Below are 6,849 nucleotides of genomic sequence, written 5' to 3' on the forward strand. Positions count from 1 at the left end.
TCATGTCAGGGCACAACCACACCCAGATCCGAGAAGGGCAAGAAAGATGACGCACGACGGTTCTCCCGAGGCGACCGGAGCCGCCAGCTACGACGTAGCTGCGATCCAGGACAAGTGGCGGCCGGTCTGGGACGAGCTCGACCTGTTCCGCGCCGACGACGCCTCGCCCAAGGAGAAGCGTTACGCGCTGACGATGTTCCCCTACCCGTCGGGTGACCTGCACATGGGTCACGCCGAGGTGATGGCGCTGCACGACGTCGCCGCGCGGTACTGGTGGATGAAGGGCTACGAGGTCCTGAACCCGATGGGTTGGGACTCCTTCGGCCTGCCCGCCGAGAACGCCGCGATCAAGAACGACGAGCACCCGGCGACCTACACGTACGGAAACATCGAGACCCAGTACCAGTCGTTCAAGCGCTACGGCACGTCGTTCGACTGGAGCCGGCGCTTCAACACCTCCGACCCGGAGTACTACCGCTGGACGCAGTGGCTCTTCCTGAAGTTCCACGAGAAGGGCCTGGCCTACCGCAAGAAGTCGCCGGTCAACTGGTGCCCCAACGACCAGACCGTGCTGGCCAACGAGCAGGTCGTCGACGGAGCCTGCGAGCGGTGTGGCGCGGAGGTCACCAAGCGTGAGCTGACCCAGTGGTACTTCCGGACCACCGAGTACGCCCAGGAGTTGTTGGACAGCCTGGACGACCTGGCGCCGACCTGGCCCAGCAAGGTGGTCAACGCGCAGCGCAACTGGATCGGTCGCTCCGAGGGCGCCCATGTCGACTTCCGGATCGAGGGCCGGGAAGAGCCGGTCACGGTCTTCACCACCCGCCCCGACACCATCTTCGGCACCACCTTCATGGTGGTCGCCGTCGACGCGCGACTGGCCGACGAACTGGTCACCGACGCCCAGCGTGAGGCGTTCGAGGCGTACCGCGACGAGATCCGCAAGGCCTCCGACATCGACCGGTTGGCGACCGACCGGCCGAAGACCGGCGTCGACCTGGGCGTGACGGCGACCAACCCGGTGACCGGTGCCCAGATCCCGGTCTGGGCGACCGACTACGTGCTGGCCGACTACGGCACCGGCGCGGTGATGGGTGTGCCCGGCGGCGACCAGCGTGACTGGGAGTTCGCCACCACGATGGGCCTGCCGATCGTCCGGACCACCCAGGTCCCCGACGGTTTCGACGGCGAGGCCTACGCCGGCGCCGGCGCGACGATCAACTCGCCGGCCCCCGGCGTCGAGGCTCCGCTGGACATCAACGGTCTCTCGGTCGACGAGGCGAAGAGCCGGACCATCGAGTTCCTGACGGCCCAGGGCAACGGGACCGGGACGGTCAACTTCCGGCTGCGCGACTGGCTGCTGAGCCGGCAGCGCTACTGGGGTGCGCCGATCCCGATCATCCACTGCCCGGTCGACGGCGAGGTGCCGGTGCCTGCGGAGCAGCTGCCGGTACTGCTGCCGGAGCTGAAGGGTGCGGACCTGAAGCCGAAGGGCACGTCCCCGCTGGGCGGCGCCTCGGAGTGGGTCTCGGTCTCCTGCCCGACCTGTGGTGGTCCCGCGCAGCGCGACACCGACACGATGGACACCTTCGTCGACTCGTCGTGGTACTTCCTGCGTTACGTGTCGCCGCACGACACCGAGGCGGCGTTCAACACCGAGCTGGCCAACAGCTGGGGCCCGATCGACCTGTACGTCGGTGGCGACGAGCACGCGGTGCTGCACCTGTTGTACTCCCGGTTCTTCACCAAGGCCCTGCGGGACATGGGCCTGATCACCTGGGACGAGCCGTTCTCGGCGTACCTGTCGCAGGGCAAGGTGCTCAACGAGGGTCGCAAGATGAGCAAGTCGCTGGGCAACGGCGTCAACCTGGGGGATCAACTTGACGCCTTCGGTGTGGACGCGGTCCGGCTCACCCTGGTCTTCGCCAGCCCGCCCGAGGACAACATCGACTGGGCCGACGTGTCGCCGGCCGGTTCGTTGCGCTTCCTGCAGCGTGCCTGGCGCCTGTCGGGCGACGTCGCGACCGCCGCTGGAGTAGAGCTGAGGGACGGTGACCGCGCGCTGCGCCAGATCACCCACCGCACCATCGCCGAAGCCGACGAGTTGGTCGCCGGCCACCGGTTCAACGTGATGGTGGCCAAGGTGATGGAGCTGGTCAACGCGACCCGCAAGGCGATCGACTCGGGATGCGGCCCGGCCGACCCCGCGGTCCGCGAGGCCACCGAGACCGTCGCGATCCTGCTCTCGATGGTTGCCCCGTACACCGCTGAGGAGATGTGGGAGGTGCTCGGTCACCAGCCCGGTATCGCCCGCGTCTCCTGGCCGACCGTCGACGAGTCGCTGCTGGTCGAGGACTCGGTGACCGCCGTCGTCCAGATCAAGGGCAAGGTCAAGGCCCGCCTGGAGGTCGCCCCCGACATCTCGGACGCCGACCTGGAGGCCACCGCCATGGCCGACCCGGCCGTCATCGCCCTGCTCGAGGGCCTGACCGTGCGCAAGGTGATCGTCCGGGCGCCCAAGCTGGTCAACATCGTCGTCTGACTCGACGCTCCGATGAGGGCGGGCAAGCAGCGTACTCGCTGCCTGCCCGCCCTTTCGGCATAGTGGAAGGGTGCCCGACCAGACGACCAGGACGCAGCCGGCCAGCCGTGACCCGCGGCGTTGGGTGCTGCACGTCGATATGGACCAGTTCCTGGCGGCGGTCGAGATGCTGCGTCGCCCCGAGTTGGTGGGGCGGCCGGTGGTGGTCGGTGGCCGTGGCGACCCGACGGAGCGGGGCGTGGTCTCGACGGCGTCGTACGAGGCGCGGGCGTTCGGCGTCAGGTCGGGGATGCCGTTGCGGGTCGCACTGCGGAAATGTCCGGACGCCGTCTTCCTGCCGGTCGACTTCCCGGTCTACGAGGCGGCCTCGGCACAGGTGATGGATGCGTTGCGGCACGCCCGGTGGGAGGACCGGGGGACCGTTGTCGAAGTGCTGGGTTGGGATGAGGCGTTCGTGGCGTTGGCGGAGAGTGATGCGGAACCAGACGCCCCACGGCATGAGGGCGCACCGATCCTGGACCCGTTGGGTTTCGCGGAGCATCTGCGTGCGGAGGTTCGCCAGGCCAGCCAGCTGCGCTGCTCGGTGGGGATCGGCAACAACAAGGTGCAAGCGAAGATCGCCACCGACTTCGGGAAGCCGGAGCCTGGAGTCCACGTGATCGCCCACGACTCGTGGTTCGCCCAATTGGGGGAGCGTGGCACGCAGGCGTTGTGGGGGATCGGCGCGAAGACGTCGCAACGCCTTGCTGCGCTGGGTATCGAGACCGTTCAGCAGTTGGCCGACGCCGACCCGGCCGAGTTGGCCGGTGCCTTCGGTCCGAGCACGGGCCCTTGGCTGCGGCGGCTGGGTACCGGTGTCGACACCGGGCTGGTCGATGCCACACCATGGGTCCCGCGAGCCCACGGCCGCGAGGAGACTTTCCAGACGGACCTGGAGGAGTGGAGCGAGGTCGAGGAGACGCTGCGCCGGATCACCCGGCGCGTGGTAGCCGACATCGACCGTGAGGGTCGACTCTGCCAGCGGGTCCAGATCAAGGTGCGACTGCGCCCGTTCATCACCCTCACCCGGGTCCACCGACTGCCGGCGCCAAGCAACGACCCCGACCTGCTCGGCGACGAGGCGGTGGCCCTGCTGGATCGGATCGAACGCCGGGCACCCGTGCGCCTGCTCGGCGTCCGGCTGGAGATGACCGAACCCGACGGCGGCTACTGAGGCCGAATCCCTGACCGAGTTCCAGACTCCTTCTCAGCGCAGATCCTCGCCGGCCGTCGCTAGCGCCGGAGCTGTACAGCCAGCGGGCAGTCGAACGGATCCCGGGCGCGCAGCCCTACGTTGTTGAGGTAGTCGACCACCATGAGGTACGAGCGAAACAGGCCCACCTCGGTGTAGGTGATCCCTAGCTGCTCGCAGTGTGCGCGCACCATCGGTTGGGCTCGCTTCAGGTTGCAGCGCGGCATGCTGGGAAAGAGATGGTGTTCGATCTGGTAGTTCAGCCCGCCCATCCAAGAATCAACGGCGAAGTTCCCTCGTATGTTTCGCGAGACCATCACCTGGCGTCGCAGGAAGTCGAGCTTCATGGTCCGCGGAACGATGGGCATTCCCTTGTGCGCGGGAGCGAATGCCGCGCCCAAGCAGAATCCGAAGACTGCCAGTTGTAGCGCAAGGAAGGATGCTGCGATACCTAGCGGCAGAGAGAGACCAAGGATCGCGACGTAGGCACCTAGTCTGGTGATCACCACGGCGAGTTCCAGGCGACGCCACGGTGCGCCGGACTGACGATCGAGGCCGGCCTTGATGCTCTCCACATGGAGATTGAGGCCCTCGAGTGTCAGCAAGGGGAAGAACCACCATCCTTGGCGCCTGGCGAACCATCCGCTCAGGCCTGTGCGATGGGCAAGGACCGCGGGGGTGAACGCTATTGCTCCTGGGCCGATGTCGGGGTCGACGTCTTCCTGATTGGGGGCTTGGTGGTGCTTGTTGTGCTTCGCCCGCCACCAGGTATAGCTCAACCCCGCGAAGGCGGCTGCGAAGACCCGAGCAGTCCAGGCGTTCCACGTCGGGGAGCGAAAGATCTGGCGGTGGGCAGCGTCATGACCCAGGAACCCGAACTGCGTGACCACCACTCCGAGCGCGGCTGCGATAAGTAGCTGGAACCAGGAGTCCCCGACAAGGAAGAAGCCCACCCAGACCGCAATGAAGGCAACGATGGCGCCGCAGATCTGCGTCCAGTAGTACGCATGTTTGCGCTCAAGAAGCCCCGACTGTCGAACCTCATGTGCAAGCTCAGTGAACTGGCTAACGTAGGCGTTCGACGGAAACCGGCTCACCTCCGCCGAGCCGCTCTGGGGAGAACCGAATAATCGTGCTCGGGGTGAGTTCATCTCACGTCCGCCTCAGCTTGCTGCTGTCGCGGGGTTTGACGTCCAGATGGTCCTCGGCGTCCACGATGCGCGTACTCGCAGTTCCGTCCTCAGTCTACCGGGCCGGCCAAGCTCTGCTGTGTCCTGTGTCCTGTCTGCTGTGACCAGCTTGCAGAATGGATGCCGGCACACGGTATCGGAGTATCTGATCCTGCTGGTTTTCTGCTGGCGCGAAGTAGACTGGACCCAGACTGCGATCACCCGTCTCCATCGCGAGTTCGGCAAGGCAGCAACTGAATAGGCGGTGACCTCATGGTCACTGAAGCATTACAACGGCGGCTCGAACTCAGCGCGAGCCCAGACCCGGGCCGGTTCGACGGGGCATGGTGGCCACAAAGCCGCCAACTCGGCGAGCAACTGCCTGCACTGTTCCAGCTCTGGCCCCCGGCAGCTGGGCGCATTTCGCGTGTGCTCTACTCACCGCCGGACTGGGACGACCATCCCCACTCGGTGCCGGTAGGAACACGCGTGGTCAAGACGGGATCGTTTCCACGCGATGACACCCATTCGCTGGTTCTGTCGATGGCAAATCGAAATGAGCTGACTCTGCGGATCATCGCTCCCGACGCAGCCCCCGAGGAGGCTGCGCGGATACTTGGGGACATGGCAACCGGGGCCCACGAGGAAATCTTGTCGCGGGTGGCAGCGGACACCTTCGACCTCCCGAACTGGGACAACGAGGGCGGGCACTCGTAGCACTCTGCAAGTGCCGCGCGAGGGTCTCGGGGATGCTCCCGGTGGGTAGCTGCTGCCGCTTCTTCGAGCGGCAGTGGGCTATCGCGTGCGGATGCAGCGTGCGACCCTGAGGCACGGGGTAGGCGCGCTGCCCCGTAGCGAGGGCGCCAGCCATGCAAGCCTCAGTGGGCTTCGCATGCTGACGCCCTCGCGTTCGTCTAGTGCACGGCGATGGCGCAAGGGATGCGCCACCTGGCGTCTACGGCTTCTTGAGTAGCAAGAGCGACGGTAGGTCGAGAACCTCGAGGACCATGCTGTTGAGGACGATTGCGGCCGTAGCTTGGGTTGCCCCTGGAGCGATGATGCGCAAGGTCAACTCGGTTCCATCATCCATCTGCAGAACCAAGGTTCGGGTGCTGTCGGGGACCGAGTCGGTCGCGATCAGGCGGTCGCCCACCGGCACCGAGTGGGGATGGTCGTCCCAGTCGTGTGGGCAATACAGGATTCGCTGTAGCCCAGTTGACGCGGCAGGCCAGAGCTCCAAGAGTGCAGGCAGTTGCTCGCTGAGTTGGCGGCTTTGTGGCCACCACGCTGCGTCGATTTGTCCGGTCTCCGTACGCGAAGTGATCGCAAACCGTCTGGCAGATGTTCCAGTGACCATGAGGTCACCGCCTATTCAGTTGCTGCCTTGCCGAACTCGCGATGGAGACGGGTGATCGCAGTCTTCTTCCATCCTACTCCGCGAAGATCAGGCCCAGGCGACAGCGGCCTTCAGGGCGAATGGATCAGGTGGGACTGGAATCAGGGAGTGCGGCGCCGCCACTCTCGCGGCGTCATGTTTCCGCTCAAACGCAGTGAGCCCCCGCTAGCCACGAGAGGGCTGACGGGGGCGAGAAGGCTAGTCGGGCTGCGGTCGGGGGGAGTAATGCAGTCCGCCTAGCCTCCTTCATGGTAGGTCGAACATTGCGGGTGCATACCGGGTTCGAGATCGGGGTACCTTTTTCTAGACACAGGATGACGTTCGGGGTGGACGCAGACGGTTCGATACCGCCCTGAGTTGCGCCCCCGTATTCGGTGTGGATCTCGCTTCGCGTGGTCACGCTCCCCGCGAGAATCCGCCATGAGGTCGCCTGAATGACCGCGAACCCGAGGCTGGCTGGGTCTGCCCCGAGTTTGGTTGACACCTGACCTGTGGGGATTCCACCTCACAA

Annotated in this window: 5 protein-coding genes; 3 read left to right on the plus strand and 2 right to left on the minus strand. The window is 65.9% G+C overall.

The genetic code is table 11. The features are described from left to right. The first annotated feature begins 46 nt into the window (after positions 1-46). Positions 47-2,542, plus strand: coding sequence for a leucine--tRNA ligase (gene leuS / locus ACLM5J_RS20460; RefSeq protein ID WP_413658530.1), 2,496 nt, complete (start codon positions 47-49; stop codon positions 2,540-2,542). 70 nt (positions 2,543-2,612) lie between these two features. Next, positions 2,613-3,755, plus strand: a complete 1,143-nt coding sequence (locus ACLM5J_RS20465; RefSeq protein WP_413658531.1) for a DNA polymerase IV — start codon at positions 2,613-2,615, stop codon at positions 3,753-3,755. A 59-nt stretch (positions 3,756-3,814) separates the two neighbouring features. On the opposite strand, the gene ACLM5J_RS20470 is transcribed toward ACLM5J_RS20465, so the two are convergent. Further along, complete coding sequence (locus ACLM5J_RS20470) at positions 3,815-4,924, minus strand: fatty acid desaturase family protein (RefSeq protein WP_413658532.1); 1,110 nt, start codon at positions 4,922-4,924, stop codon at positions 3,815-3,817. A 291-nt stretch (positions 4,925-5,215) separates the two neighbouring features. Here ACLM5J_RS20470 and ACLM5J_RS20475 point away from each other — a divergent pair, with 291 nt between their 5' ends. After that, positions 5,216-5,659 carry a DUF5994 family protein gene (locus ACLM5J_RS20475; RefSeq protein ID WP_343991428.1) on the plus strand — a complete coding sequence of 148 codons (444 nt, stop codon included), beginning with the start codon at positions 5,216-5,218 and terminating at the stop codon, positions 5,657-5,659. Positions 5,660-5,897: 238 nt separating this feature from the next. On the opposite strand, the gene ACLM5J_RS20480 is transcribed toward ACLM5J_RS20475, so the two are convergent. Continuing rightward, positions 5,898-6,299, minus strand: coding sequence for a DUF5994 family protein (locus tag ACLM5J_RS20480; RefSeq protein ID WP_413658533.1), 402 nt, complete (start codon positions 6,297-6,299; stop codon positions 5,898-5,900). Positions 6,300-6,849 lie beyond the last annotated feature (550 nt).

Source organism: Nocardioides sp. Bht2 (assembly GCF_047308515.1).
Taxonomy (GTDB): Bacteria; Actinomycetota; Actinomycetes; order Propionibacteriales; family Nocardioidaceae; genus Nocardioides.

What these genes read in the sequence shown, in the direction of transcription:
- leuS (WP_413658530.1), top strand. Translation starts at nt 47, where the DNA reads ATGACGCACGACGGTTCTCCCGAGGCGACCGGAGCCGCCAGCTACGAC.
- ACLM5J_RS20470 (WP_413658532.1), bottom strand. Translation starts at nt 4,924, where the DNA reads ATGAACTCACCCCGAGCACGATTATTCGGTTCTCCCCAGAGCGGCTCG.
- ACLM5J_RS20475 (WP_343991428.1), top strand. Translation starts at nt 5,216, where the DNA reads ATGGTCACTGAAGCATTACAACGGCGGCTCGAACTCAGCGCGAGCCCA.
- ACLM5J_RS20480 (WP_413658533.1), bottom strand. Translation starts at nt 6,299, where the DNA reads ATGGTCACTGGAACATCTGCCAGACGGTTTGCGATCACTTCGCGTACG.